Here is a 25,680-nt window from a genome sequence, read left to right on the forward strand (position 1 = left end):
TCAAGGAACCGACATGAGTCTGAAATGGGTTGATGTGCTTGAAATCGCGATCCAGCTGGCTGAATCCAGGCCGGAAGTGGATCCGCGTTATGTGAACTTTGTCGATCTGCACCAATGGGTGCTGGCATTGCCGGAGTTCAGTGATGATCCGACCCGCGGTGGCGAGAAGGTGCTTGAAGCCATTCAGGCCGCCTGGATCGAAGAAGCAGACTGATTCTGCACCGTACGCCGTTAGGCAATACCAAAGAACCCGCGTATAATTCGCGGGTTTAATTTTTCGCAAATTACCGTTTCTGGAGTTACACCATGGCTGTTCAACGTACTTTCTCCATCATCAAGCCTGACGCTGTTGCAAAAAACGTTATCGGCGAGATCACCACTCGTTTCGAAAAAGCTGGCCTGCGCGTTGTAGCTTCGAAACTGAAGCAACTGTCCAAAGCTGAAGCTGAAGGCTTCTACGCTGAGCACAGCGCTCGTGGTTTCTTCAACGACCTGGTTGCTTTCATGATCTCCGGTCCGGTTGTCGTTCAGGTTCTGGAAGGCGAAAACGCTATCGCTCTGAACCGTGAGCTGATGGGCGCTACCAACCCTAAAGAAGCTGCTGCCGGCACCATCCGCGCTGACTTCGCTGATTCCATCGACGCCAACGCTGTACACGGTTCGGACTCCGAAGCCGCTGCTGCTCGCGAAATCTCGTACTTCTTCGCAGCTACTGAAGTAACCACTCGCTAAGCATTGGCTTAAGAGTGAAGGTGAATCCATGACTACATCGACTGTAAAAACCAACCTGCTGGGTCTGACTCAACAGGAAATGGAAAAATTCTTCGACTCAATCGGGGAGAAGCGTTTCCGTGCCGGTCAGGTAATGAAATGGATTCACCACCTTGGCGTTGATGATTTCGACGCCATGACGAACGTCAGCAAGGCCTTGCGCGACAAGCTCAAGGCCATTGCTGAAGTCCGCGGCCCCGAAGTGGTCAGCGAGGACATCTCCACCGATGGCACCCGTAAGTGGGTGGTGCGCGTGGCGTCCGGTAGCTGCGTCGAGACCGTGTACATTCCCCAGGGCAAACGCGGCACTCTGTGCGTTTCGTCCCAGGCAGGCTGTGCCCTGGATTGCAGTTTCTGCTCCACCGGCAAGCAAGGTTTCAACAGCAACCTCACCGCCGCCGAAGTGATCGGTCAGGTGTGGATTGCCAATAAATCGTTTGGCAGCATCCCGGCGACCGCCGACCGTGCCATCACCAACGTGGTGATGATGGGCATGGGTGAGCCGCTGCTGAACTTCGACAACGTCGTGGCCGCCATGCATCTGATGATGGATGACCTGGGCTACGGGATTTCCAAGCGCCGCGTGACCCTGTCCACTTCGGGCGTGGTGCCGATGATTGATGAGCTGTCCAAGCACATCGACGTCTCCCTGGCGTTGTCGCTGCACGCACCGAATGACGCATTGCGTAACCAATTGGTGCCGATCAACAAGAAATATCCGCTTAAGATGCTGCTCGAGTCGTGCCAGCGCTACATGTCGTCCCTGGGCGAAAAGCGCGTGCTGACCATCGAGTACACCTTGCTCAAGGACATCAACGACAAGGTTGAACACGCCGTTGAGATGATCGAGCTGCTCAAGAACATCCCGTGCAAGATCAACCTGATTCCGTTCAACCCGTTCCCGCATTCCGGTTACGAGCGCCCAAGCAACAACGCGATTCGCCGGTTTCAGGATCAGCTTCACCATGCAGGCTTCAATGTCACCGTACGCACCACCCGCGGTGAAGACATCGATGCCGCGTGTGGCCAATTGGTAGGGCAGGTGCTGGATCGCACCCGTCGCAGCGAACGTTATATCGCCGTGCGCGAGTTGAGCGCCGAAAACGATATCGCAACAAACGCTGCGAACAATAATTAAGAGAGGATCTCTATGTCCCTGCGCTTCGCGCTGCTTGTGCTGTTGGCCAGCCTCTGTGCTGGTTGTGTCCTGTCGGGCGATTTCAATCCGATGAAGACCAGCAAGGGCCGTGATGAGGCGCGTGCCGCCTACGTGCAGCTGGGCCTGGGGTATCTGCAGCAGGGCATGACCGAGCGCGCCAAAGTCCCGTTGAAGAAGGCCTTGGACCTGGATAGCTCGGATCCTGACGCCAATGCGGCTCTGGGGCTGGTGTTCCAGGCCGAGATGGAGCCGGAACTGGCCGATCAGCATTTTCGCAAGGCGCTGTCTTCTCGTCCCGCCGATGCGCGAATCCTGAATAACTACGGCAGTTTTCTTTTCGAAGAGAAACGTTACAAAGAGGCGTACGAACGCTTCGAACAGGCCGCCGCCGATACCCTGTATCCTGAGCGTTCACGGGTTTTCGAAAACCTGGGCATGACCGCATCAAAGCTTGGCCAGCGTGATCTGGCCCGCCAGCAACTGGAAAAAGCCCTGCGTTTGAATCGCCAACAGCCACGTGCATTGCTGGAAATGGCTGAGTTGTCTTACGAAGACAGGCATTATGTGCCCGCGCGTGACTATTACGACCGTTTTAGCCTGCTCACCGAGCAAAATGCACGTAGTCTATTGCTCGGCGTTCGGCTGGCAAAAGTGTTCGAAGATCGCGACAAGGCCGCCAGTTTTGGCCTGCAATTAAAACGACTCTATCCCGGTACGCCGGAATATCAGCAATACCTGTCGGAGCAATGATGAAAGCGGCGCATCCCGAAGTTGTAGCAGCGAATCGCGTTAACCCCGGTGAGACTTTGCGCCAGGCCCGCGAAAGCAATGGCTGGTCGCTGGCCGAAGTGGCCCTCAAGCTCAACCTCACCGTCAATTCCCTGAGCAATCTGGAAGCCGGCGCTTTCGACAAGCTGCCTGGGCACACCTTTGCTCGTGGCTATATTCGCGCGTATGCCAAATTGCTCGGCATGGACCAAACCGTTCTGGTCCAGCAGTTCGACCAATCCACCGGCACCGACTCCCAGGGCAGCAACGTCCACAGTCTGGGACGTATCGAAGAGCCAGTTCGGGTGTCTCACACTATTTTGCGAATTGTCAGCCTGCTGTTGCTGCTCGCGGTGATTGGCGGTGGTTTTATCTGGTGGCAGGATCAAACTTCATTGCGCACCAAGGACTTGATCGGCCTGGCCCCGGAACACGTTGAAGTCGAAGGCGCCGACGGCACCACCCAGATCCATCCACTGGACGAGCCTGAAGACCAGGCCGTTGCGCAAGGTCAGGCTGAAGGGGAAACACCTCTTGCGCTGCCTCAGGCCGAGACTTCGACCGAGGAGCCAGTCAGTGCCGAAACGAGCGCACCGGTTCCAGCGCCAGCGACTCCAGCAGTAACGCCTGCGGCTGCGACCCACAGCACTGCTCCGGTTGTCGCGACACCGGCGACACCTGCACCGGCGGTTCCAGCTGTTCCGGCACCGGTTGTCACTGCTCCGATTGCTCCCACCGCCCCGGCTCCAGCGGCTCCGGTGGCCGGCCAAGGCCAGGTTCAACTGCAATTCACTGCTGATTGCTGGACGCAAGTCACCGATGGCACGGGTAAGGTGCTGTTGAGTGGTCTCAAGCGTAAAGGCGAAAATGTTACTGTCAGCGGCAAACCGCCTTTTTCCGTGCGTCTGGGCTTCGCCCGTGGCGCGCAGGTCAGCTACAACGGGCAGGTGGTCGATGTCGCTCCGTTCACCAGTGGCGAGACTGCTCGCCTGAAGTTGGGTCAATAAGTCATGCACGGCGAATCTCCAATCAAACGTCGCGAATCCCGCAAGATCTGGGTCGGCAACGTGCCCGTGGGCGGCGATGCGCCTATCGCTGTGCAGAGCATGACCAACAGCGACACCAATGACGTGGCCGCCACCGTGGCCCAGATCAATCGTCTGGAAGCCGCTGGCGTCGATATCGTGCGGGTTTCCGTGCCGGACATGGACGCCGCCGAAGCCTTCGGCAAGATCAAGCAGCTGGTTAAAGTGCCATTGGTGGCCGACATCCACTTCGACTACAAGATCGCTTTGCGCGTAGCCGAACTGGGTGTGGATTGTCTGCGGATCAACCCAGGCAACATCGGTCGCGAAGACCGCGTGCGTGCGGTGGTCGATGCCGCCCGTGATCGCGGGATTCCAATCCGCATCGGCGTCAACGCCGGTTCCCTGGAAAAAGACCTGCAAAAGAAATATGGCGAGCCGACTCCAGCCGCGCTGGTCGAGTCCGCCTTGCGTCACGTCGAACACCTCGAGCGCCTGAATTTCCAGGACTTCAAGGTCAGCGTGAAAGCCTCCGACGTGTTCATGGCCGTCGCCGCCTACCGCTTGCTGGCCAAGGAAATCGTTCAGCCGTTGCACTTGGGCATCACCGAAGCCGGTGGTTTGCGTTCAGGCACAGTGAAATCCGCCGTGGGCCTCGGTATGCTGCTCGCCGAAGGGATTGGCGATACTATTCGCATCTCGCTGGCGGCCGACCCGGTCGAGGAAGTGAAAGTCGGCTACGACATTCTCAAATCCCTGCACCTGCGTTCCCGTGGCATCAACTTCATCGCCTGCCCGAGCTGCTCGCGGCAGAACTTCGATGTGGTCAAAACCATGAACGAGCTGGAAGGGCGTCTCGAAGACCTGCTGGTGCCGCTGGATGTCGCGGTGATCGGTTGCGTGGTCAACGGGCCGGGCGAAGCCAAGGAAGCCCATATCGGCTTGACTGGCGGCACGCCAAACCTGATTTACATCGACGGCAAACCGTCGCAGAAACTGACGAATGACAATCTGGTGGATGAGCTTGAACGCTTGATCCGCCAGAAAGCGGCCGAAAAGGTCGAAGCCGACGCAGCTGTAATCGCTCGCGGCTGATCGAACAAATTTAAGGATTTATAGTGAGCAAGTCTCTGCAAGCCATTCGTGGCATGAACGACATCCTGCCCGAACAGACTCCCCTGTGGCGTCATTTCGAGGGCACCGTCTCGCGTCTGCTGGATAACTACGGTTACAAGCAGATCCGCATGCCGATCGTCGAGTTCACCGAGCTGTTCAAACGCTCCATCGGTGAAGTGACCGACATCGTCGAAAAAGAGATGTACACCTTCGAGGATCGCAATGGCGATTCCCTGACCCTGCGCCCTGAAGGCACAGCGGCCTGCGTGCGTGCGGTGCTCGAGCACGGCATTACAGGCGGCGGTCAGGTGCAGAAACTCTGGTACATCGGCCCGATGTTCCGTCACGAACGTCCACAGAAAGGTCGTTATCGCCAGTTCCATCAGATCGGTTGCGAAGTCTTCAACCTCGACGGTCCGGACATCGACGCCGAGCTGATCGTGCTGACCTGGCGCCTGTGGGGCGAGCTGGGTATCCGTGATGCGGTCAAGCTCGAACTCAACAGCCTGGGTACCAGCGAGTCCCGTGGTCGTTATCGTGAAGCACTGGTCGACTACCTGTCCGCTCGCCTGGATCAACTGGACGAAGACAGCCAGCGCCGTCTGAAGACCAACCCGCTGCGGGTTCTGGATACCAAGAATCCCGACACTCAAGCGGCATTGGCCGACGCGCCGAAGATGGCCGATTACCTCGACGAGGAATCCCGCGTGCACTTCGAGGGCCTCAAGGCTCGTCTGGACGCCGCCGGCATTCCTTATGTGATCAACCCGAAGCTGGTTCGCGGGCTGGATTACTACAGCAAGACCGTTTTCGAATGGGTCACCGACAAGTTGGGCGCCCAAGGCACTGTGTGTGCCGGTGGTCGTTACGACGGTCTGGTAGAGCAGATGGGCGGCAAGCCGACCACGGGCGTTGGCTTCGCCATGGGCATTGAGCGCCTGGTGCTGCTGCTTGAAACCCTGGAGCAGATTCCCGAAGAAATCTCCCGTCAGGTCGATGTCTACCTCTGCGCCTTCGGTGAAGCCGCCGAGCTGGCCGGTCTGGCCCTGAGCGAGCGTGTTCGTGATCAATTGCCCAACCTGCGCCTGCAAGTCAATGCCGGCGCCGGCAGCTTCAAAAGCCAGTTCAAGAAAGCCGACAAGAGCGGTGCGCTGTACGCATTGATCCTCGGTGACGACGAAATGGCCCAGCAAGTGGTAGGTTTCAAACCCCTGCGTGGCCAGGGCGAACAACAAAGCATTGCCTGGGATGCGCTTGCTGCACACCTGGCCACCTGCGTCGTGCAGGGTTGAAGCTGTCAAACAGCCGATTTAGCGATTAAGGAGTATTGGGGTGTCGAGTACCGAAGACGAACATCTGGCGGAGTTGAAGGACTGGTGGACACGCAACGGCAAGCCCCTGGTCACTGGCGGCCTGTTGGCGCTGGTCATCGTATTCGGCTGGCAGGCCTTTCAGAAGTATCAGAGTAATCAGTCGCAAGGCGCCTCGATTCTCTATCAGCAATTGCTCGAAACCACGCTGACGCCTGACGGCAAGCCCGATGCTGCACGCGTTTCGGACCTGGCCGGCAAGCTCAACAGCGAGTTCGGCGGCACCGCTTACGCGCAATACGGCAGCCTGTTCGTGGCGAAAGTTGCAGTCGACAGCGGCAAGCTGGACGACGCAGCCAGCGAGCTGAAAGCCATTGTTGCCAAACCGGCCAACCCGGCACTCGGCGAAATTGCCCGTCAGCGTCTGGCGCAGGTGCTGGCCGCGCAGAACAAGGTCGATGAAGCCCTGAAACTGCTCGAAGGCGATGCCGACAAAGCCTTCCTTGCCACTCGCGAAGAACTCAAAGGCGACCTGCTGGTGCAGCTGGGTCGTACCGATGAAGCGAACACGGCGTATCAAAAAGCCAAGGCGGCACTGTCGGATGAAGCGGCGGTCGGTGGCCTACAAATCAAGCTGGACGACCTGGCCAAAGGGGATGCGTGACGTGATCCGTTGGAAACATGCAGCATTGCTGGCTCTGGCCATATTGGCCGCGGGTTGCAGCAGCAACAGCAAAAAAGAATTGCCACCGGCCGAGTTGACCGACTTCAAGGAAGAAGTGGTTCTGCAAAAGCAGTGGAGTCGTTCGATCGGTGACGGTCAGGGCGAAACCTACAACATGCTGGTTCCGGCGATCGATGGCGATACCATCTATGCCGCCGACGTCACCGGCGTGGTGATGGCGATGGATCGCAGCAATGGCGACGTCAAATGGAAGAAAGATCTCGAACTGCCTGTCTCCGGCGCTGTTGGCGTGGGTTACGGTCTGGTCATGATCGGCACGCTCAAGGGCGAAATCGTTGCCCTGGACGCCAGCAGCGGTGAAGAGAAATGGCGCGCTCGCGTGACCAGTGAAGTGCTCGCGCCGCCGGCCACCAACGGTGACGTTGTTGTGGTTCAGACCCAGGATGACCGTCTGATCGGCCTGGATGCCGCTACCGGCAACCAGCGCTGGTTGTATGACAGCACGCCAGCGGTTCTGACCCTGCGCGGCACCAGCGCACCGATCGTCACCAACCGCCTCGCGGTGGCAGGCCTGTCGACTGGTAAAGTGGTTGCTCTGGATGTTTCCAACGGCGTGCCGGTGTGGGAACAGCGTGTAGCGATTCCACAAGGTCGTTCGGAACTGGAGCGTGTGGTCGATATCGACGGTGGCTTGCTGCTGTCCGGCGGTACACTGTATGTCGCCAGCTACCAGGGTCGCGTCGCGGCACTGGATCTGGAAAGCGGTCGTCAGCTCTGGCAGCGTGATGCTTCCAGCTATGCTGGCGTTGCCCAGGGTTTTGGCAGCGTCTACGTGAGCCTGTCTGCAGGCACCGTTGAAGGCGTTGACGAACGTTCTACCACTGCGTTGTGGAGCAACGATTCGCTGGCCCGCCGTCAATTGTCGGCTCCGGAAGTGTTCTCCAGCTATGTTGCAGTCGGTGATATGGAAGGCTACCTGCACCTGCTGAGCCAGGTGGACGGTCGTTTCGTCGGCCGCGAGCGCATCGACAGCGACGGCCTGCGTGCCCGTCCGCTGGTGGTGGGTGACACGATTTATCTGTATGGCAACAGCGGCAAACTGGAAGCCCTGACCATCAAGTAAGAACTATGCTTGGGGTTTAACCCCCCAGGCGGCCCCGGTTTCAAGGGGTTTGCAGTGTTTCATACACTGCCCCGAGCACCAGCCGCTGCCTCGCAGCGGCTTTTGTATTTTCTGAAATAACGAAGTGGAGAGCCGCATGGTTCCCGTAATCGCCCTGGTGGGCCGACCGAACGTCGGCAAGTCCACCTTGTTCAACCGCCTGACCAGGACTCGCGACGCTATCGTCGGCGACTTGTCCGGTCTGACCCGTGATCGCCAGTACGGTGAGGCCAAGTGGCAAGGGCGTTCCTACATTCTGGTCGACACCGGCGGTATCTCTGGTGACGAGCACGGTATGGACGAAAAAATGGCCGAGCAGTCGCTGCTGGCCATTGAAGAAGCAGATGTCGTTCTGTTCCTGGTAGATGCCAAGGCCGGTTTCACCGCGGCCGACCAGATGATCGCCGAGCACTTGCGCAAGCGTAACAAGCGTTCTTATGTGGTTGCCAACAAGGTCGACAACATCGACCCTGAAATGGCCCGCGCCGAATTCGCCCCGTTGGGCATGGGCCACGCGATCCCGATCGCCGGTGCTCATGGTCGTGGCATCACCCAGATGCTGGAAATCGCCCTGAGCGACTTCCCCAAAGACGACGAAGAGCAGGAAGAAGGCGAAGAAGAGATCGTTGCCGAAGGTGAGGAAGCCAAGCGCATTCCTGGCCCAAGCGAAAAAGACGGTATCAAGATCGCCATCATCGGCCGCCCGAACGTCGGCAAGTCGACCTTGGTCAACCGCATGCTCGGTGAAGACCGGGTTATCGTTTATGACCAGCCCGGCACCACCCGCGACAGTATCTACATCCCGTTTGAACGTAACGACGAGAAGTACACGCTGATCGACACCGCCGGTGTGCGCAAGCGCGGCAAGATCCACGAAGAAGTCGAAAAGTTCTCCGTGGTCAAAACCCTGCAAGCGATCAAAGACGCCAACGTGGTGATCTTCGTGATGGACGCCCGCGAAGGCGTGGTGGACCACGACCTCAACCTGCTGGGCTTTGCCCTTGAAGCCGGTCGTGCGCTGGTTATCGCGATCAACAAGTGGGACGGCATGACGCCGAGCGAGCGCGACTTCGTGAAGGTCGAGCTGCAACGTCGACTGTTCTTCGTCGACTTCGCCGATATCCATTTCATCTCGGCCCTGCACGGCACTGGCGTAGGCAACCTCTACGCGTCGGTACAGAACTCGTTCAAGTCCGCGGTCACCCGCTGGCCGACCAACCGCCTGACCCAGATTCTGGAAGATGCGGTCGGCGAGCACGCGCCACCGATGGTCAACAACCGTCGGATCAAGCTGCGTTACGCCCACTTGGGTGGTGCGAACCCGCCGATCATCGTGATTCACGGTAACCAGATCGAGAAGGTGCCGAAGTCTTACGTGCGTTACCTGGAAAACACTTATCGTCGTGTCTTGAAGCTGGTCGGTACACCGATCCGTATCGAGTTCAAGGGCGGCGAGAACCCGTACGAAGGTAACAAGAACTCGCTCACCGACCGCCAGGTCAACAAGAAGCGTCGGATGATGTCGCACCACAAGAAAGCCGACAAAAAGCGCCGCGACAAGCGATAGAAGCAGCGGCGAGCCTCAAGCTGCAAGCTTCAAGTAAAAGCAGAAGGGTCCTTTTCGGGACCCTTTTTTGTGTCTGGTGGTTTGACGCTTGACCACTTGCAGCTTGTCGCTTGAAACTTGCAGCTCACCTGCAGGGAATCACCGATGATCACCAGTAAGCTGCCGAATGTCGGCATCACTATCTTCACGCAGATGTCTCAGCTCGCGGCGCAAACCGGGGCGATCAATCTGTCTCAAGGGTTTCCCGATTTCGACGGCCCGCAGGCCCTGCGCGATGCAGTCGGTCGGCACATCGCCAGTGGCCACAACCAGTACTCGCCGATGACTGGCTTGCCGGTGTTGCGTCAGCAGATTGCGGCGAAGATCGCTCGCAGCTACGGCGCCCATGTCGATGCCGACAGCGAAGTGACGGTCACTCCCGGCGCGACTCAGGCGATCTTTTGCGCCATTCAGGCGGTGATCCACAGCGGTGACGAAGTCATCGTGTTTGATCCGGCCTACGATAGTTATGAACCTTCGGTGGAGCTGGCCGGTGGCCGTTGCGTGCATGTGCAACTGGGCACCAACGATTTCAGCATCGACTTCCAGAAGCTCGCCGATGCGCTGAGCCCGCGTACGCGGATGATCATTCTTAACACCCCGCACAACCCCAGCGGTGCACTGATCAGCCGTCCCGAGCTGGATCAACTGGCGGCGTTGATTCGCGACCGCGATATCTATGTGATCAGCGACGAAGTCTACGAACACCTGGTATTCGATGGCGTATCTCACGTCAGCGTATTGGCCCACGAAGAGCTCTATCAGCGCGCATTCGTGGTCAGTTCGTTCGGCAAGACCTACCACGTCACCGGCTGGAAAACCGGTTATGTCGTGGCACCTCCGGCCCTCACCGCGGAGCTGCGCAAGGTTCACCAATACGTCAGTTTCTGCGGCGTGACGCCGTTGCAATATGCCTTGGCCGATTACATGGCCGAGCACCCGGAGCACGTCGAAGAGTTGCCGGGCTTCTATCAGGCCAAGCGCGATCTGTTCTGCGATCTGCTGTCGCCGTCGCGCTTCAGTTTCACCCGCGTGGCCGGTACTTACTTCCAGCTGGTCGATTACTCGCAGATTCGCCCGGACCTCAATGACGTCGAGATGGCGCTGTGGATGACCCGCGAACATGGCGTCGCGAGCATCCCGATCTCGGTGTTCTACCAGACGCCACCCGAAGGCCAGCGCCTGGTGCGTCTGTGCTTTGCCAAACGCGAGGAGACCCTGCGTGAAGCAGCGGCAAAACTATGCGTGATCTGAGTGCTCTGCCCAATCTGAATGTTGCGCTGATCCAGACCACCCTGGCCTGGCATGATCGTCAGGCCAATCTGCAGCATTTCGAGTCCTTGCTGGAACAGGCTCGCGGCGCGGACCTGATCATCCTGCCGGAGATGTTCACCACCGGTTTCTCCATGGAATCGGAAACCCTCGCCGAGCCGGAAAATGGCCCCACCAGTAAATGGCTGCGGGTTCAGGCGGCGAAACTGGATGCGGTGATCACCGGCAGCATCATCGTCCAGGTGGCTGACGGCAGTCATCGCAATCGTCTGTTGTGGGCGCGGCCGGACGGGGAGGTGTGGCATTACGACAAGCGTCACCTGTTCCGCATGGCGGGCGAGCACAATCATTTCACCCCGGGCGAGCGGCAGGTGCAGTTCGAGTTGAAGGGCTGGCGAGTGCGGCCGCTGATTTGCTACGACTTGCGTTTCCCGGTCTGGAGCCGCGACCCTCAAGACACCGACTTGTTGCTGTACACCGCCAATTGGCCGGGCGCCCGGCGCCAGCACTGGAACCGTTTGCTACCGGCACGGGCGATTGAAAACCTCTGCTATGTGGCGGCGGTGAACCGTATCGGTACCGATGGCAAAGGCTTTGCGTATACCGGTGACAGTCAGGTGCTGGATTTCCAGGGGGAGACGTTGCTCAGCGCAGGCGATGCCGATGGGGTATTCAAGGTCGTTCTGGACGCGGCAGAGCTGGCGGCTTATCGCATGCGGTTTCCGGCGAATCTGGATGCGGATACCTTTGAGTTCACGTAACCGATCGTTCCCATGCTCTGCGTGGGAATGCAGCCCGTGACGCTCCGCGTCACTGGACGCGGAGCGTCCCTTGAGGCATTCCCACGCAGAGCGTGGGAACGATCAACAAAATCCCAAGCAAACAAAAAGGCCCCGAGGTTCACGCCCCGGGGCCTTTGTCATTTCAGAAAGGCCTTACGCCGCTTTCGCTTCCGGCTGGCTCAGGGAGCGGTTCAGCGCGCTGAACAGGGCCTTGAAGCTGGCGGTGGTGATGTTTTCATCGATGCCGACGCCGTGCACCGCACGCTCACCGTTTACGCGCAGTTCAATGTAAGCCGCCGCTTTGGCATTGGTGCCCGCGCCGATGGCGTGTTCGTTGTAGTCCATGATTTCCACCGGGATCGGCAGACCGGCCACCAGTGCTTCCAGAGCGCCGTTGCCCTTGCCACGCCAGTGCAGGTTGGTTTCGCCCTGACCTTTGCTGGAAACTTCCACTTCCACGGCGCTGTGACCGTTTTCTTCCTGCAAGCGATGGCTGACCAGCGCGTACGGAGTATTGGCCTGCAAGTACTCGCTGTGCAGCAGCGCGTGGATCTGCTGGGCCGTCATCTCAAGACCCAGGCGATCGGTTTCACGCTGCACGACCTGGCTGAACTCGATCTGCATGCGGCGCGGCAAGTTGATGCCGTATTCCTGTTCCAGCAGGTAAGCGATACCGCCCTTGCCCGACTGGCTGTTGACGCGAATCACCGCCTCGTAGCTGCGGCCGATGTCGGCTGGGTCGATCGGCAAGTACGGCACTTCCCACAGGGCGTCCGGTTGCTGCTGGGCGAAGCCCTTGCGGATCGCATCCTGGTGCGAGCCAGAGAACGCGGTGTGAACCAGATCGCCGACATACGGGTGACGTGGGTGCACAGGAATCTGGTTGCACTCTTCGACGACTTTGCGCACGCCATCGATGTCAGAGAAGTCCAGCTCAGGGTCGACGCCCTGGGTGTAGAGGTTCAATGCCACGGTCACCAGATCGACGTTACCGGTCCGCTCGCCGTTGCCGAACAGGCAGCCTTCGACACGGTCGGCACCGGCCATCAGGCCCAACTCGGTGGCGGCTACGCCAGTGCCACGGTCGTTGTGGGTGTGCAGGCTGATGATCACGCTGTCACGACGGTTGATGTGGCGGCCGAACCATTCGATCTGGTCGGCATAGATGTTCGGGGTGGCGCATTCGACGGTGGCGGGCAGGTTGAGGATCACCTTGTGCTCAGGCGTCGGGTTCCACACTTCGATGACCGCGTCGCAGACTTCCTTGGCGAACTCGAGTTCGGTAGCGCTGAAGGTTTCTGGCGAGTACTCGAAGGTCCACTCGGTGTCCGGCTGCTGGGCGGCGTATTTGACGAACAGCTTGGCGGCGTTCACGGCGATGGCCTTGATCCCGTCCTTGTCCTGGTTGAAGACAATGCGGCGGAAGGAAGGGGAGGTCGCGTTGTACAGGTGAACGATGGCTTTCTTGGCCCCGCGCAGGGATTCGAAGGTACGTGCGATCAAGTCTTCACGGCCCTGGGTCAGCACCTGAATGGTGGTGTCGTCCGGGATGTGGCCGTCTTCGATCAGCGTACGCACGAAGTCGAAGTCAGTTTGTGAAGCGGCCGGGAACGAGGCTTCGATTTCTTTCACGCCGACTTGCACCAGGGTTTTCCAGAAGCGCAGCTTCTTGACCGCGTCCATCGGCTCGATCAGCGACTGGTTGCCGTCACGAAGGTCCGAGCTGCACCAGATCGGCGCGGCGGTGATGGTCTTCGACGGCCAGGTGCGGTCCGGGATATCGATGGTCGGGAACGCGCGGTATTTCGAAGACGGGTCTTTGAGCATGCTCATCGGGAAATCCTTATTGTGTGGGCCGAAAAAAGGCGGCCTGCCGGTGGATCAAAAGTTGGGATAAAGCGTAAGACGAGGCACCGCGATTCAGCCTGGCAGTCGTGCGCTGACGAGGCACAGGCTGCGGTGCTGGCGGAGCTGAATGAGGGTGTGAGAGGTTTTCATGCCTTCAACCCTAACCGCGGGGATGAAGGATGGCAAGCAGTCGAAAAAATTTGAGAGGAATACTTGAAAAGCGGAGTTTTGCGCGATTTTATTGTGTTTTATTCGACCGATCGTTGTGATTTTTGCGCGGGGTTTGATAGGTGCGCAATTACGCTGGTCGAGATATTTCAGTGCCTGGGAGTGCGTCATCGCTAGCAGGCTAGCTCCCACAGGGGAGTTGCGTTGTGAACACGGTCCAATGTGGGAGCCAGCCTGCTGGCGATGAGGCCAGTGGCCTCACCCTGCTTCAGGGCTGAAATGCGCCAATGAAAATCGCCGGGTCCACCCGGGCGTCATTCAGGCTGACGTTCCAGTGCATATGCGGCCCGGTCGCGCGCCCTGTGGCGCCGACTTTGCCGACCACACCACCGCGCGCCATTTGCTGGCCGACCTTCACGTCGATCTTCGACATGTGGCAGAACATGCTGATGAAGCCCTGACCGTGATCGACGAATACCGTATTGCCATTGAAGAAGTAGTTACCGATCAGGATCACCTTGCCGGCGGCCGGGGTCTTGATCGGCGTGCCGGCAGGCACAGCGAAGTCGAGGCCCGCGTGGGGATTGCGTTCCTCACCATTGAAAAAGCGGCGCACGCCGAACTTGCTCGACAGCGGCCCATTGACCGGTTTGTCCAGCAACAGATTGCTCGGGGTGTTCGGGCTGAAGCTGCGGTAGGCCTGGATCTGCTCCGCCAGCTCACCCTCGATGCGCTTGAGATTCTCCTGGTTCGGATTGACCTGCTGGGTATTTTTCAGGGTGATGTGCTGTTCTGGGTATTTCTTGCTGGCGACGATGAAGTTCAGGTTACGACCGCCGCTGCTGATTTGTTGTGTACCCGGTTTTACAGTCAGTGGCACGCCGACGATGGCCAGCCAGTTGTTCTGTTCCTTGACCACCAATACCGGTTTGCCTTGATAACTGGCTTTGGGGGCCTGGGCGAAGGAGCCCAAATCCACCACCGCCACGCCACCCGGCACCGGTTTGTTCAACAGGCGGGTGATGTAACTGTCGGCGTGGGCGTTAAAGGTCAGGCACAGCAACAGCAGCGGAGCTAAAAAACGCGGCATGGATCAGTCCAGTAAAGAAAGGGTGACAGGCGTCAGGTGATTGTCTTCGACCCGCACTTGCAGTTCGCCTTCACCTAGTTTGGCTTTCAGGCGCTGGCCGGTGTGGGTTTGCGCGGCGTTGCGAATCGCGTTGCCGCGCTCGTCCAGCAGAATGCTGTAGCCACGGGCGAGGGTCGCCAGCGGGCTGACCACGTGCAGCGTCTGCATCTGACTTTGCAGTTGCAGCCGACGGGACTTAAGCCCTTCACGCATGGCCCGGGGCAGACGTTCGGCGAGGCTGTCGAGACGTTGGCGAAGCATCGCCAGTTGTCGCCCGGGATGTTGCCCGGCGAGGCGGGTTTCCAGGCGGATCAAACGTTCGCGACGGGTATTGAGGCTGCGCTCGAAGGCGCGGCGCATACGCATGTCCAGATCATCCAGACGTTGTGCTTGCTGACGCAGTCGTTCACCGGGATGGCGCAATCGGCGTGAAATACCTTCCAGGCGCAGCCGATCACGCATCAGACGGTCGCGCATGCGCATCACCAGGCGCCGGTGCAGGCTTTCGACCCGACGCACCAGATCACTGGAATCCGGCGCGAGCAGTTCGGCGGCGGCGGACGGTGTCGGGGCGCGGACGTCGGCGACGAAGTCACTGATCGACACATCGGTCTCGTGGCCGACAGCGCTGACAATCGGTGTCACGCAGGCATCCACGGCGCGGGCTACCGCTTCTTCGTTGAAACACCAGAGGTCTTCCAGCGAACCGCCGCCACGGGCCAGGATCAACGCGTCGAAACCGCGGGCGTCCGCCAGTTTCAGCGCACGGACAATCTGTGCGGTGGCTTCGCGGCCTTGCACGGCGGTGGGGATCAGCGTCAGTTGGATCTGCGGCGCGCGGCGGCGGAACACACTGATGATGTCGCGGATCACCGCGCCGGTGGGCGAGCTGATGATGCCGATGCGTTGCGGGTGCGCCGGCAGCGGCACTTTGCGCTCGGCGCTGAACAGGCCTTCGGCGCTGAGCTTTTCCTTCAAGGCATCGAAGGCCAGGCGCAGGGCGCCATCACCGGCCGGCTCCACGGTGTCGAGGATCAGTTGGTAATCGCCACGGCCCTCGAACAGCGAAACCTTGCCGCGAACTTTGACCGCCAAGCCGTCCTTCAACGCCTGGCGAACCCGAGCGGCGTTCTGCCGGAACAGCGCGCAACGCACCTGGGCGCCGCTGTCCTTGAGGGTGAAATACACATGGCCGGACGCCGGGCGGGCGAGGTTGGATATTTCGCCTTCGACCCAGATATTGCTGAACACGTCTTCGAGCAACACCCGCGCGCGGCCGTTGAGCTGGCTGACAGTCAGGACTTCCCGGTCCAGGCCGAGTCTTGCAAAGGGATCTTTAATCATGGGGCGCAGTTTAAAGGCATTCGGCGATCAATCTCCATGCGTCCACGCAAATCCCTTTGTGGGAGCGACCTGTGGCGAGGGGGCTTGCCCCTGTTGGGCTGCGAAGCAGCCCCAAAATCTCTGATGTATCAAAGATCTTGTGAGTACTACGCACTCAAACGGGGGCAAGCCCCCTCGCCACAGGTCGCTCTCGCAGTTGTTGCTACGGCAATCGGGTGAAATGCTCAACGAATTGCTGGACCAGCGCCGTGGGATTTTGCCGGCAGGCGAGGGCGACGGTGCTGTGGCAATCCGGGGCGGCCAAGGGGAGGAAGTGGATATCGGGCGGCGCGATGTCTTGCATCGATTCCGGTAACAGCGCGATGCCGTACCCGGCCTGGATCAATTGCAGTTGCGTGGTTTTGCGCGACACCACTCGAGCCGCCTGGGGAAAGAACCCCTGGCGCATGCACAACTCGGCAGACAGATAGCTCAGGCCGCCGCGCTGTGGATGAGGGATGGAAATAAACGCTTCATTCTTCAACTGCGCCAGATCGATGCCTTGCGCGAACTTATCCACAGCCAATCGATGATTCGGCGGCACTGCCAGCAACAGGCGCTCGCTGTACAGCGGAACAATCTGCACCCCTTCACGCTGGCGCAGCACCGGCAAGCGCAACAGGCCCACGTCGAGGCGACCCTCGGCCAATTCTTCCAGTTGCGTTTCGGAGGACAGTTTGGCGATGTCCATGGACACACCGGCATGCCGATCCAGATATTCGCCGATGCCTCGCAACAGCCGACCGCTCATGGGCACGGTACTGGAATGACTCAGACGCAACACGCCCAGTTGACCGGTGCCCACCTGAGTGGCCATCTCACTGGCCTTGGTCAGCTCGTTCAGCAGATCTTTCGCCCGAGGCAAAAAGGCTTCACCCGCCGCCGTCAGCCGGGGCTGGCGCGCGGTGCGTTCGAACAGTGGCGTTTGCAGCCGGGTTTCCATGTCCTTGATCTGCCGGCTCAAGGCAGATTGAGCAATAAACAGTCGTTCGGCTGCAGCGCTGAAGCTGCCGCTCTCGGCGATTTCCACGAAGTAACGCAATTGACGGGTTGAAAGCACCAGATATGCCTTTTTGAGATGGCTAGTCGATGTGGAAGATATTAGTCGCAACGTTCGGCGCTGGCTAAAGTCATCACAGGAATAAAAGGAAGCCGTATCGATGAATGTGCTGGAGTTATTAAACCAATGGCCGTGGGGGGCAATGGATTGGCTGGTGATCGGGTTGGGCGTTGCCTTGGCCTACATCGTGTTCGGCATCGCTGGTTTTGGTACCGCCCTGGTGGCCGGGCCGATTCTGATCCTGTTCATGCCGCTGTCGAAAATCGTGCCGTTGCTGGTGCTGCTGGATTTCGTCGCGGCATTCGGCAATTTGCTGCCCTCGCGACGGGATGTGGCGAGGCCTGAATTGCTGCGACTGCTGCCATGCATGGCGGTGGGCTGCACGTTGGGGGTGATCTTTCTGCTGAACCTGAAATCCGATGTTTTGCTGCTGTTGATGGGGCTGTTTATCAGCGCCTATGCGGTTTACAGCCTATGGATTAAAACCCGTCCGGCGCAATTGTCCGCCGGGTGGGCGGTGCCGATGGGCACGGTGGGCGGGATGTTCGGGGCGTTGTTTGGCAGTGGCGGCTTCTTATATGCCATCTATTTGAACAGTCGGTTGCCCAAGGATGCGGCCCGGGCGACCCAGAGTGCGTTGATCAGTTGCAGCACCGTGGTGCGTTTGAGCCTGTTTGCCGTCGCCGGTGTGTATGCCGAGCTACCCTTGTTGGTATTGGCACTGTGTTTGTTGCCGGCGATGGCGCTGGGGTTGTGGATCGGCCGGCGATTGACCATGAAATTGTCCCGCGAGGCATTCGTGCGGCTGGTGACCTGGTTGGTATTGGCCAGCGGGATTGCCTTGATCGGACGTTATTTGAGTACTTGACCGGATTTCGTCAGGGATTAAGCTGCCGGCCGCCCTGGCGCCTTCGCGGGCAAGCCTCGCTCCTACAAGGGATTGGTGTTGTTCCATAAATTTCCCTGTAGGAGCGAGGCTTGCCCGCGAAGGCGTCATCCGACACGCCGCAGAAATATCCATTTGACGCAGTAGGCTTGCACCATGAACTCGCAAAGCATCATCGTCCCGAAAATCTCCACCCTGCCGGTACACGAACCCCGGGCCCGGGCGGTCGTGCGTTGGCTGGTGCGCAAGAACATCATCAAAGAAGAACTGACCACCTGTGGCCGCACCGGCAATCGCATGGCCCACGCCATCGCCGACGGCGCCCGCGCCGTGGTCCTGCACCCTGATGCGCTGCCGTTCGGCGAGCCGGTCAATGGTCTGGAAATCATCACCAAGCGCTGCATCTATACACCGGCCAAGGGGTTTCTCGAAGAAGCCGGTTGCGCCGAGTGCCGCAAGGAAGTCGGCGAAGCATTGTTCGAAAGCCTGGAAGACTGGATGCCGGGGCGCACCGATAACTTCACGTGCCCTGAGTGCGGGCATGAAGATGACATCAACGGGTTTCTGTTCTTGCAGGAATGCGGTTTTTCCAACCTGGGTTTCATCTTCAACAACTGGCTCGAGGCCGGGTTCAAGCAAAGCTTCATCGATGAATTCGCCGATTGGCTGGATCAGCCTGTGAGTTGGGTCAAAGTCGAACTTTAAACCTGCGCCAGTCCCGTACTGTAGGAGCGAGGCTTGCCCGCGAAGGCATCGCTGCGGTACGTCAGATACACCGAGTCGATGCCTTCGCGGGCAAGCCTCGCTCCTACGGGATTTGTGTGCCAAAACCTCCGTCGATCACCGCGTCGATAATAGACAGAGTTTTACATTGAACCCGAGGGGGTGTCTGACTATAATGGCGCGCTTCCATTTTCCCGCTCGGGAGCCCCCGCGATGCTGCGTATCAGCCAAGAAGCTCTGACCTTCGACGACATTCTTTTAGTGCCCGGTTATTCCGAGGTTCTTCCTAACGAAGTCAGTCTCAAGACCCGCCTTACCCGTGGCATCGAGCTGAATATTCCACTGGTTTCTGCTGCCATGGACACCGTTACTGAAGCCCGTTTGGCAATTGCCATGGCTCAGGAAGGTGGCATCGGCATCATCCACAAGAACATGACCATCGAGCAGCAAGCTGCCGAAGTGCGTAAGGTCAAGCGGTACGAGGCCGGCGTGGTCAAGGACCCGATCACCATCGAGGCTGACGCCACGGTTCGTGAACTGTTCGAACTGACCCGCCTGCACAACATCTCCGGCGTTCCGGTACTGCACGATGGCGACCTGGTCGGCATCGTCACTTCCCGTGACGTGCGCTTTGAAAACCGTCTGGACGTCAGTGTCCGTGAAGTGATGACGCCTAAAGAGCGTCTGGTCACGGTCAAGGAAGGCGCCGACAAGAACGACGTCCGTGAGTTGTTGCACAAGCACCGCATCGAACGCGTACTGATCGTCGACGACAAATTCGCCCTCAAAGGCATGATGACCGTCAACGACATCGAAAAAGCCAAGGCTTACCCGCTGGCCAGCAAGGACGATCAAGGTCGTCTGCGCGTTGGCGCTGCGGTCGGTACCGGTAAAGACACCGGTGACCGCGTAGCTGCCCTGGTCCACGCGGGTGTTGACGTGGTAGTGGTCGACACTGCTCACGGTCACTCCAAAGGCGTGATCGACCGCGTTCGCTGGGTCAAGCAGAACTTCCCTGAAGTGCAGGTCATCGGCGGCAACATCGCCACCGGCGCTGCCGCCAAGGCCCTTGCCGAAGCCGGCGCTGACGCAGTCAAGGTCGGTATCGGCCCTGGCTCGATCTGCACCACCCGTATCGTCGCCGGTGTCGGCGTCCCGCAAATCAGTGCCATCGCCAACGTAGCCGCTGCCCTTGAAGGCACTGGTGTTCCGTTGATCGCCGACGGCGGCATCCGTTTCTCCGGTGACCTGTCCAAGGCCATCGTTGCCGGTGCCTCCTGCGTGATGATGGGCTCGATGTTCGCCGGTACTGAAGAAGCACCGGGCGAGATCGAACTGTTCCAGGGCCGTTCGTACAAGGCTTACCGCGGCATGGGTTCGCTGGGCGCCATGTCCCAGGCTCAAGGTTCCTCCGACCGTTACTTCCAGGACTCCTCGGCAGGCGCCGAGAAACTGGTTCCGGAAGGCATCGAAGGGCGTGTTCCGTACAAGGGCACCCTGAGCGCCATCATCCATCAACTGATGGGCGGCCTGCGTTCCTCGATGGGTTACACCGGCAGCGCCGACATCGAAGAAATGCGCACCAAGCCTGAGTTCGTGCGGATCACCGGCGCTGGCATGGCCGAGTCCCACGTTCACGACGTGCAAATCACCAAAGAAGCGCCAAACTACCGCGTAGGTTGAGGCTTCAAGCAAATCGTTAAGCAACCGGGGCTGTTCTATTCAGCCCCGAGTTGTTTCTGAATCACGACTGTTTCTGAATTATCTAGACGAGACTGAATCATGGCCCTCGACATTCACGCTCACCGTATCCTGATCCTCGACTTCGGTTCCCAGTACACCCAGCTGATCGCCCGCCGCGTGCGTGAAATCGGCGTGTACTGCGAACTGCATCCGTTCGACATGGACGACGAAGCGATTCGCGAATTCGCTCCAAAAGGCGTCATTCTCGCCGGCGGCCCCGAGTCCGTGCACGTAGCCGACAGCCCGCGCTGCCCGCAAGCGGTGTTTGACCTGGGCGTACCGGTCTTCGGTATCTGCTACGGCATGCAAACCATGGCTGAACAGCTGGGTGGCAAGGTCGAAGGTTCCGAGCTGCGTGAGTTCGGTTATGCCCGCGTTGACGTGGTCGGCAAGAGCCGTCTGCTCGATGGCATCGAAGACCATATCGACGCCGATGGCCTGTTCGGTCTCGACGTGTGGATGAGCCACGGTGACAAGGTCACCAAGATGCCGGAAGACTTCCACATCCTGGCCAGCACCCCGAGCTGCCCGATTGCCGGCATGTTCAACGATGCACGCGGCTACTACGGCGTGCAGTTCCACCCGGAAGTGACCCACACCAAGCAGGGCGGTCGCATCCTCTCGCGCTTCATCCTCGACATCTGCGGCTGCGAAGCCCTGTGGACGCCTTCGAAGATTGCTGAAGACGCCATCGCCCAAGTCCGCGCCCAGGTTGGCACCGACAACGTGTTGCTCGGCCTGTCCGGCGGCGTTGACTCCTCGGTGGTTGCCGCGCTGCTGCACAAGGCTATCGGCGACCAGTTGACCTGCGTCTTCGTCGACAACGGCCTGCTGCGCCTGCACGAAGGCGAGCAAGTGATGGCCATGTTCGCCGAGAACATGGGCGTCAAGGTGATTCGCGCCAACGCTGAGGACCAGTTCCTCGACAATCTGGCAGGCGAAAGCGACCCAGAGAAGAAGCGCAAGATCATCGGCCGTACCTTCATCGACGTGTTTGATGCCCAATCCAACAAACTGGACAACATCAAGTACCTCGCCCAAGGCACAATTTACCCGGACGTGATCGAATCGGCTGGCGCCAAAAGCGGCAAGGCCCACGTGATCAAGTCGCACCACAACGTGGGCGGCCTGCCGGAAGAAATGAACCTCAAGCTGGTTGAACCCCTGCGCGAGCTGTTCAAGGACGAAGTCCGTCGTCTGGGCCTGGAACTGGGCCTGCCGTACGACATGGTCTACCGTCACCCGTTCCCGGGACCGGGCCTTGGCGTTCGCATTCTGGGTGAAGTGAAGAAAGAATACGCCGACCTGCTGCGTCGCGCCGACCACATCTTCATCGAAGAACTGCGTAAAGCCGACTGGTACCACAAGGTCAGCCAGGCGTTCGTAGTGTTCCAGCCAGTGAAATCGGTTGGCGTAGTGGGCGATGGCCGTCGTTACGCCTGGGTCGTGGCCCTGCGTGCCGTGGAAACCATCGACTTCATGACCGCACGTTGGGCACACCTGCCTTACGAACTGCTGGAAACTGTCAGCGGCCGGATCATCAATGAAATCGAAGGCATCTCTCGTGTGACTTACGACGTGTCCAGCAAGCCGCCGGCGACGATTGAGTGGGAGTGATGCCCCCGGCCTCAGGGCCGATCGGCTGAAACAAAAAACGCCTGGTGCTTATGTACCAGGCGTTTTTTTTGAGTTTTTCATAGTGCTCTGGAGCGAACAGCCACTCAGTCATGCTGACTGGAATTTTTGTTTTTGGTTGGAAAGCACCGAAGCAAGAGCCGTTGTTCTCAATAGATCGTAAAGGCTGGCGTAGGTATTAGAGAAACTGTGATCGAATCAAATCCGTATCGAACGGCGTTATCCCTTGCTCAGGTGCAAACACCGCCTGTGCCTGCTGCGGCGAAGCCACTCGTTCTCCGCGTGCTCGAACATGCAAGTCGAACAGGGTTTCCAAGTCCGGCCGTGGTGTATGCACCAAAGCCCGCAGCATCAAGGATACCCCACTGAGGTTGTTCCCGACGTTGTTCCACCGCGGCGATGAAGTGAGCCCTAGATCGGCCCAAATCATGCGTCGTTCCTGCAAATCCATCACGAAGGGCAGACAGATCACTGTGTCGGATGCGATATCGACACGGTCGAATACGGATCGCGGCTCGAATACTTCACCCGACGCCGTGTCGGCGCGGGCCATCCAGCCTGCGAAGCATTCTGGAAGATCGCAGTACGGCTGCTCGGTGTAGGAGTTGATGGACGTGACGACGTAGCGAATACCCCTGTCGACGAGGGCATCTATGTCGAGGTCGATGAACTCCGAAGCTCCGTCGGGCGCGTCGACGATGTCGCCGCTGTGGTAGCCGCCGTAATCCTTCAGGTTGTAGTACGCGACCGTTTGTTTGAATACGAAGTTGGCGTCGAAAAATGCGGCGGACAAGTCGATGTCCGTGCGCCCGGTGCCATTCTTCCACCACAAGAACAGGCGAATGAAACGTGTATCAGGCATAGGCAACCGACTGCCTCGCACCAGCGTACGTAGCGACTTCGATGAGGCACGCTGCGCCAGCGGCACCTTGTATTCGCGTAATGCTGGATCGATGAAACAGCGACCTAGTGGCGGCAGCGATGCAAAACGCATTACAAGCGCGCTTTCGCAGATTCGGGCTGCGCGAGCCAACACTTCGGGTGTGAGAGGTTCGCGGCGATCCTTGATGCCATAGACCTTGGCGAATGCACCTTTCGGGGTAAAGGCCCGCAGGGGCAGGGGGCGCGGAGCGCGTACTTGGGCCAGCAACTGCAGCAGGATAGGTGACGACACTTGTGTCGCAACAGCCTCGAATGCGTCGAGAACCGACTCGGGGTCCGTCGCGCGCCGCAGGGTCGCGTCCAGCCGTCGTGCGAGCTCACCAGGACGGCTCTGTAGTATGGGCATAAGCGTGGCGATGTCGCGCTGGGCAAGCAGTGTTTCGACACGTGAACCAAATGTGGCTGGCGCCTCGTTGCGACGCGCTGCCGTGATGGCGGCTAGCGCTCGTGGGTACTTGTCGGCGTAGTCGCCCGGATGCAGTACTTCAGCCAGACGCTTCCAGCGCTCGGCATGGCGCATCACGTCTTCTGCGGCGTTAGGTATGTGGTCGAGCAGGCGTAACAGCAGGCGGCGGACCGAGCGCTTCATCGCTGTGAAACGTGTCGAAGCTGTCGTCAGTGACACGTCTCCTCCATTCAGCGCGACCGCGAGTCGTAGCACATCAGTCGCCGTTTCGACGTTGCGCTCCAGGAATGCGTCCACCCGTGCATCGCCGGCTACATGCAGGATAAGTGCGCCGCCAACCTGCGCACGGATCTCCCGGAAAGGGATAGCCTCGGGCAGCAGACGGAACACATCGCTTTTGTACTCTCGGACAAACCAGACGACATCAACAGTTTCCTCTTCGGAAAGTGAGGTGCGCGATGAAACCAGCGGCTCGAGCAGTGACTCGAACTCAGGGATGCTTCCCGGTTCAATAACCCAGGGTATGAAGTTGCCTTCAAGCAGTGGAGGTCGAGATTCTTCAGTCGGTGGTAAACGCCGAAGCGTGAGGTAATGCATGACGGCGTTAAGGTACAACTCCGCCTCTGTGGCCGTCAGAACCTGCTCTGGAAAGTCAGGATAAAACGGCCGGTGGTGCACATGAGCGCCACTCCTCCGCCGAAGGACTCCGACAATGTCGTGCAGCCAGTGCTTGAGTTCTGTCGCTGACAACATGCCGATTTGCTCAATCAGAGGCTCTGATAGTACGCATCGGAACGCCGCGACTTCCCGGACAGCCGACGCGACCTGAGCGCGCGTGGCACCGCCAGTGCCCATCGGAACGTGAACTTTGGTACGGCGACGCAGGAACAGCTCCTGATTCATCCTTGATTTTCTCCCTTGGCCGCCGTCGTGAATGAGCTGCAGCATCGTTTTACAGCTGATGTAAAAACGCCTGCAAGAAGCAGGCGCGGTGTGGAGAGCGAAACCCCTAGGTCATAGGAGGTTTAGAAGGAAGGTGTTCCATAGCCACGAAGGCATTCTACGGGAGGTTGTTTCTGTTTGTCAGGTTGCTGCAAACCTCAACGGTAACAAGCTGCTTCGCCAGAAGAATAGGGGCTGATGAGCGACAAGTCGCTTGTCCATCGTCCAGACAAGTGGCGGCGTTATTCGTCAAGTGTGCCTTCAAGGTCGGCATAGTTCCCAGTCCCGACTGCTGCCGGATTTGCGATGGAGAGAAGCGCCGACCGCATCCACGCGGGAGCTTGGACCGCGGTAGATGCGAGCGTCTTTTTATCGTTGGGAGAGAGATGAGGTGCCGCGATCTGTGCACGCTTGGCCGCGCGCGCCGGCCCAATATGACGAAGCGCCTGGACGACGGCCCCGGCCAAGCTGCCCGGAGCAATCAAATGCTTATCCGCCCGCGTGGTCGTTGCCACCGTGCGCGGCGATGAACATGGCGACGGCCGACCGGCAATAGGATTCGATTTCGTTGTCGTCCTCTGCTCTCGCCTCATCGAAGCGCGCGATAATCAGGAGATCGGATCCTTTGAAAAGCGCGGCAAACAAGCGGGCGGACTGAAGAGGATCGGGCACGCTCAGAACCGCCTTCGCGTGCAACTGACGTAACAGGGTCTCGATTTGGGCGATGACATAGGCGGGGCCGGCTTCATATTGGCGCTTGCTTAACGACTTTTGATTCGTCTTGTCGGCCATGATCATGGCTTCGACACTGCGCACGTCCGGGCTCAACAGCGTGCGAAGCAGGGTTGATCCCACCGCCATGAGCTGATCTTCGGCCGAACCGTCGAAGCCTTCAAAAAGGGCCTGTGGTGCAAACTGCTGGCAGTGGGCCGCGATGGCCGCGCTGAACAGCGCCTCCTTGTTCTCGAAGTGCCGATAGATGCTTAGCTTGGATATCTTCGCCCGCTGGGCGACCTTGTCCATTGTCGTCGCTTGAAAACCCAATTCCACAAAAAGTTCGCACGCAGCGTCGACTATCGTTTGGCCAAGCGCCTCGTTGGCGGGCCGGCCGCGCCGGGCCTGACTGTTTTCGGTCATAAAAATTCCAGTACTTGACAGT

General features: G+C 59.2%; 22 protein-coding genes. 16 read left to right on the forward strand and 6 right to left on the reverse strand.

Features of this window, described 5'->3' with window-relative positions; genetic code table 11:
• Positions 1-13: 13 nt before the first annotated feature.
• The 12 genes from iscX to PMI18_RS09140 all read left to right on the forward strand — a co-directional run bounded on the left by iscX (position 14) and on the right by PMI18_RS09140 (position 11,635).
• Entirely contained in the window at positions 14-214 is a 201-nt protein-coding gene (iscX, locus tag PMI18_RS09195) for a Fe-S cluster assembly protein IscX (RefSeq protein WP_007903597.1), read from the forward strand.
• Between the two features lie 92 nt (positions 215-306).
• Positions 307-732: a nucleoside-diphosphate kinase gene (ndk, locus tag PMI18_RS09190; protein WP_007903599.1), complete on the forward strand. Its 426-nt coding sequence runs from the start codon at positions 307-309 to the stop codon at positions 730-732.
• A gap of 28 nt (positions 733-760) precedes the next feature.
• Positions 761-1,909, forward strand: a complete 1,149-nt coding sequence (rlmN, locus tag PMI18_RS09185) for a 23S rRNA (adenine(2503)-C(2))-methyltransferase RlmN (protein ID WP_007903600.1) — start codon at positions 761-763, stop codon at positions 1,907-1,909.
• 12 nt (positions 1,910-1,921) lie between these two features.
• Positions 1,922-2,680, forward strand: a complete 759-nt coding sequence (pilW, locus tag PMI18_RS09180) for a type IV pilus biogenesis/stability protein PilW (RefSeq protein WP_007903601.1) — start codon at positions 1,922-1,924, stop codon at positions 2,678-2,680.
• Entirely contained in the window at positions 2,680-3,705 is a 1,026-nt protein-coding gene (locus PMI18_RS09175) for a RodZ domain-containing protein (RefSeq protein ID WP_007903602.1), read from the forward strand. Before pilW ends, PMI18_RS09175 begins: the two co-directional genes overlap by 1 nt.
• 3 nt (positions 3,706-3,708) lie before the next feature.
• Entirely contained in the window at positions 3,709-4,818 is a 1,110-nt protein-coding gene (gene ispG, locus PMI18_RS09170; protein ID WP_007903603.1) for a flavodoxin-dependent (E)-4-hydroxy-3-methylbut-2-enyl-diphosphate synthase, read from the forward strand.
• Positions 4,819-4,841: 23 nt separating this feature from the next.
• Complete coding sequence (gene hisS, locus PMI18_RS09165; RefSeq protein ID WP_007903604.1) at positions 4,842-6,131, forward strand: histidine--tRNA ligase; 1,290 nt, start codon at positions 4,842-4,844, stop codon at positions 6,129-6,131.
• Between the two features lie 40 nt (positions 6,132-6,171).
• Complete coding sequence (locus PMI18_RS09160; RefSeq protein ID WP_007903605.1) at positions 6,172-6,813, forward strand: tetratricopeptide repeat protein; 642 nt, start codon at positions 6,172-6,174, stop codon at positions 6,811-6,813.
• A complete protein-coding gene (gene bamB, locus PMI18_RS09155; protein WP_032830306.1) occupies positions 6,806-7,957 on the forward strand; it encodes an outer membrane protein assembly factor BamB in 1,152 nt (383 codons plus the stop codon). The genes PMI18_RS09160 and bamB overlap by 8 nt, the downstream gene beginning before the upstream one ends.
• A gap of 136 nt (positions 7,958-8,093) precedes the next feature.
• Entirely contained in the window at positions 8,094-9,563 is a 1,470-nt protein-coding gene (der, locus tag PMI18_RS09150; protein ID WP_007903607.1) for a ribosome biogenesis GTPase Der, read from the forward strand.
• Positions 9,564-9,707: 144 nt separating this feature from the next.
• Entirely contained in the window at positions 9,708-10,856 is a 1,149-nt protein-coding gene (locus tag PMI18_RS09145; protein ID WP_007903608.1) for a pyridoxal phosphate-dependent aminotransferase, read from the forward strand.
• The gene (locus PMI18_RS09140; protein WP_007903609.1) at positions 10,844-11,635 is read left to right on the forward strand and encodes an amidohydrolase; all 792 of its coding nucleotides are present in this window, start codon (positions 10,844-10,846) and stop codon (positions 11,633-11,635) included. The genes PMI18_RS09145 and PMI18_RS09140 overlap by 13 nt, the downstream gene beginning before the upstream one ends.
• A gap of 174 nt (positions 11,636-11,809) precedes the next feature.
• Here the strand turns inward: PMI18_RS09140 and leuA are convergent, their stop codons facing one another.
• The 4 genes from leuA to PMI18_RS09120 form a co-directional block, all read right to left on the reverse strand.
• On the reverse strand, positions 11,810-13,489 hold the full coding sequence (gene leuA / locus PMI18_RS09135) for a 2-isopropylmalate synthase (protein ID WP_007903610.1): 1,680 nt from the start codon (positions 13,487-13,489) through the stop codon (positions 11,810-11,812).
• Positions 13,490-13,940: 451 nt separating this feature from the next.
• On the reverse strand, positions 13,941-14,762 hold the full coding sequence (locus PMI18_RS09130; RefSeq protein WP_007903611.1) for a peptidoglycan DD-metalloendopeptidase family protein: 822 nt from the start codon (positions 14,760-14,762) through the stop codon (positions 13,941-13,943).
• 3 nt (positions 14,763-14,765) lie between these two features.
• On the reverse strand, positions 14,766-16,145 hold the full coding sequence (gene xseA, locus PMI18_RS09125) for an exodeoxyribonuclease VII large subunit (protein ID WP_007903613.1): 1,380 nt from the start codon (positions 16,143-16,145) through the stop codon (positions 14,766-14,768).
• 202 nt (positions 16,146-16,347) lie between these two features.
• Entirely contained in the window at positions 16,348-17,244 is an 897-nt protein-coding gene (locus PMI18_RS09120) for a LysR family transcriptional regulator (RefSeq protein ID WP_007903614.1), read from the reverse strand.
• 100 nt (positions 17,245-17,344) lie between these two features.
• Here PMI18_RS09120 and PMI18_RS09115 point away from each other — a divergent pair, with 100 nt between their 5' ends.
• From PMI18_RS09115 to guaA, 4 genes are all read left to right on the forward strand, one after another.
• Positions 17,345-18,112 (forward strand): sulfite exporter TauE/SafE family protein, encoded by a 768-nt coding sequence (locus tag PMI18_RS09115; protein ID WP_007903616.1) that lies wholly within the window; start codon positions 17,345-17,347, stop codon positions 18,110-18,112.
• Between the two features lie 174 nt (positions 18,113-18,286).
• Complete coding sequence (locus PMI18_RS09110) at positions 18,287-18,835, forward strand: hypothetical protein (protein WP_007903617.1); 549 nt, start codon at positions 18,287-18,289, stop codon at positions 18,833-18,835.
• Positions 18,836-19,066: 231 nt separating this feature from the next.
• Entirely contained in the window at positions 19,067-20,536 is a 1,470-nt protein-coding gene (gene guaB / locus PMI18_RS09105; RefSeq protein WP_007903618.1) for an IMP dehydrogenase, read from the forward strand.
• A gap of 99 nt (positions 20,537-20,635) precedes the next feature.
• Positions 20,636-22,213, forward strand: coding sequence for a glutamine-hydrolyzing GMP synthase (guaA, locus tag PMI18_RS09100; protein ID WP_007903619.1), 1,578 nt, complete (start codon positions 20,636-20,638; stop codon positions 22,211-22,213).
• A gap of 196 nt (positions 22,214-22,409) precedes the next feature.
• Here the strand turns inward: guaA and PMI18_RS09095 are convergent, their stop codons facing one another.
• Together PMI18_RS09095 and PMI18_RS09090 are read right to left on the reverse strand one after the other, a co-directional pair.
• Positions 22,410-24,482 (reverse strand): TerD family protein, encoded by a 2,073-nt coding sequence (locus tag PMI18_RS09095; protein ID WP_007903621.1) that lies wholly within the window; start codon positions 24,480-24,482, stop codon positions 22,410-22,412.
• Positions 24,483-25,010: 528 nt separating this feature from the next.
• On the reverse strand, positions 25,011-25,658 hold the full coding sequence (locus tag PMI18_RS09090; protein ID WP_007903623.1) for a TetR/AcrR family transcriptional regulator: 648 nt from the start codon (positions 25,656-25,658) through the stop codon (positions 25,011-25,013).
• Positions 25,659-25,680 lie beyond the last annotated feature (22 nt).

Origin of the sequence: Pseudomonas sp. GM102 (assembly GCF_000282555.1) — a bacterium.
In the GTDB taxonomy this organism is placed as follows: Bacteria; Pseudomonadota; Gammaproteobacteria; order Pseudomonadales; family Pseudomonadaceae; genus Aquipseudomonas.

Excerpts from the sequence above, each read along its gene's own strand:
- iscX (WP_007903597.1), top strand. The coding sequence starts at position 14 with ATGAGTCTGAAATGGGTTGATGTGCTTGAAATCGCGATCCAGCTGGCT.
- ndk (WP_007903599.1), top strand. The coding sequence starts at position 307 with ATGGCTGTTCAACGTACTTTCTCCATCATCAAGCCTGACGCTGTTGCA.
- rlmN (WP_007903600.1), top strand. The coding sequence starts at position 761 with ATGACTACATCGACTGTAAAAACCAACCTGCTGGGTCTGACTCAACAG.
- pilW (WP_007903601.1), top strand. The coding sequence starts at position 1,922 with ATGTCCCTGCGCTTCGCGCTGCTTGTGCTGTTGGCCAGCCTCTGTGCT.
- PMI18_RS09175 (WP_007903602.1), top strand. The coding sequence starts at position 2,680 with ATGAAAGCGGCGCATCCCGAAGTTGTAGCAGCGAATCGCGTTAACCCC.
- ispG (WP_007903603.1), top strand. The coding sequence starts at position 3,709 with ATGCACGGCGAATCTCCAATCAAACGTCGCGAATCCCGCAAGATCTGG.
- bamB (WP_032830306.1), top strand. The coding sequence starts at position 6,806 with ATGCGTGACGTGATCCGTTGGAAACATGCAGCATTGCTGGCTCTGGCC.
- der (WP_007903607.1), top strand. The coding sequence starts at position 8,094 with ATGGTTCCCGTAATCGCCCTGGTGGGCCGACCGAACGTCGGCAAGTCC.
- PMI18_RS09145 (WP_007903608.1), top strand. The coding sequence starts at position 9,708 with ATGATCACCAGTAAGCTGCCGAATGTCGGCATCACTATCTTCACGCAG.
- PMI18_RS09140 (WP_007903609.1), top strand. The coding sequence starts at position 10,844 with ATGCGTGATCTGAGTGCTCTGCCCAATCTGAATGTTGCGCTGATCCAG.
- leuA (WP_007903610.1), bottom strand. The coding sequence starts at position 13,489 with ATGAGCATGCTCAAAGACCCGTCTTCGAAATACCGCGCGTTCCCGACC.
- PMI18_RS09130 (WP_007903611.1), bottom strand. The coding sequence starts at position 14,762 with ATGCCGCGTTTTTTAGCTCCGCTGCTGTTGCTGTGCCTGACCTTTAAC.
- xseA (WP_007903613.1), bottom strand. The coding sequence starts at position 16,145 with ATGATTAAAGATCCCTTTGCAAGACTCGGCCTGGACCGGGAAGTCCTG.
- PMI18_RS09115 (WP_007903616.1), top strand. The coding sequence starts at position 17,345 with ATGAATGTGCTGGAGTTATTAAACCAATGGCCGTGGGGGGCAATGGAT.
- PMI18_RS09110 (WP_007903617.1), top strand. The coding sequence starts at position 18,287 with ATGAACTCGCAAAGCATCATCGTCCCGAAAATCTCCACCCTGCCGGTA.
- guaB (WP_007903618.1), top strand. The coding sequence starts at position 19,067 with ATGCTGCGTATCAGCCAAGAAGCTCTGACCTTCGACGACATTCTTTTA.
- guaA (WP_007903619.1), top strand. The coding sequence starts at position 20,636 with ATGGCCCTCGACATTCACGCTCACCGTATCCTGATCCTCGACTTCGGT.
- PMI18_RS09095 (WP_007903621.1), bottom strand. The coding sequence starts at position 24,482 with ATGAATCAGGAGCTGTTCCTGCGTCGCCGTACCAAAGTTCACGTTCCG.
- PMI18_RS09090 (WP_007903623.1), bottom strand. The coding sequence starts at position 25,658 with ATGACCGAAAACAGTCAGGCCCGGCGCGGCCGGCCCGCCAACGAGGCG.